Annotated in this window: 1 protein-coding gene; it reads right to left on the bottom strand. The window is 64.6% G+C overall.

Going from position 1 to position 246, the window contains the following annotated elements; all coding sequences use genetic code 11:
* Nucleotides 1-162: DUF3037 domain-containing protein (locus ACQG3P_RS21600; protein ID WP_426806198.1), on the bottom strand; the 162-nt coding region annotated here is incomplete at its 3' end.
* Nucleotides 163-246 lie beyond the last annotated feature (84 nt).

The following is a 246-nucleotide window of genomic DNA, read 5'->3' as shown; positions in this document are numbered from 1 at the left end:
CGGCGCAAAAGCCTGCATCCTTACCGGGACAATCTCAATCGCCGCCTGAAGGTGCTTCGCCCCCGGGCAGGACACGATCACCCCGACGTTGATGAACTCGTCGCGTTCCACCCGCGGTACCACGCGGATCACCGCATAGTCATACGTGTGCAGCGTGGGCACGGACGGCCTCCCCTACAAACGCGGCACGTGCCTGCAGCCGGCACTTCAGATAATCGACGTACGCCTGGCGGTAGGCCGCCGGGA

Origin of the sequence: Stenotrophomonas sp. SrG (assembly GCF_050031795.1) — a bacterium.
Taxonomy (GTDB): Bacteria; Pseudomonadota; Gammaproteobacteria; order Xanthomonadales; family Xanthomonadaceae; genus Stenotrophomonas; species Stenotrophomonas rhizophila_A.
The sequence above is the reverse complement of the archived record's forward strand: the minus strand, read 5'-3'. Positions and strand labels throughout refer to the sequence as shown.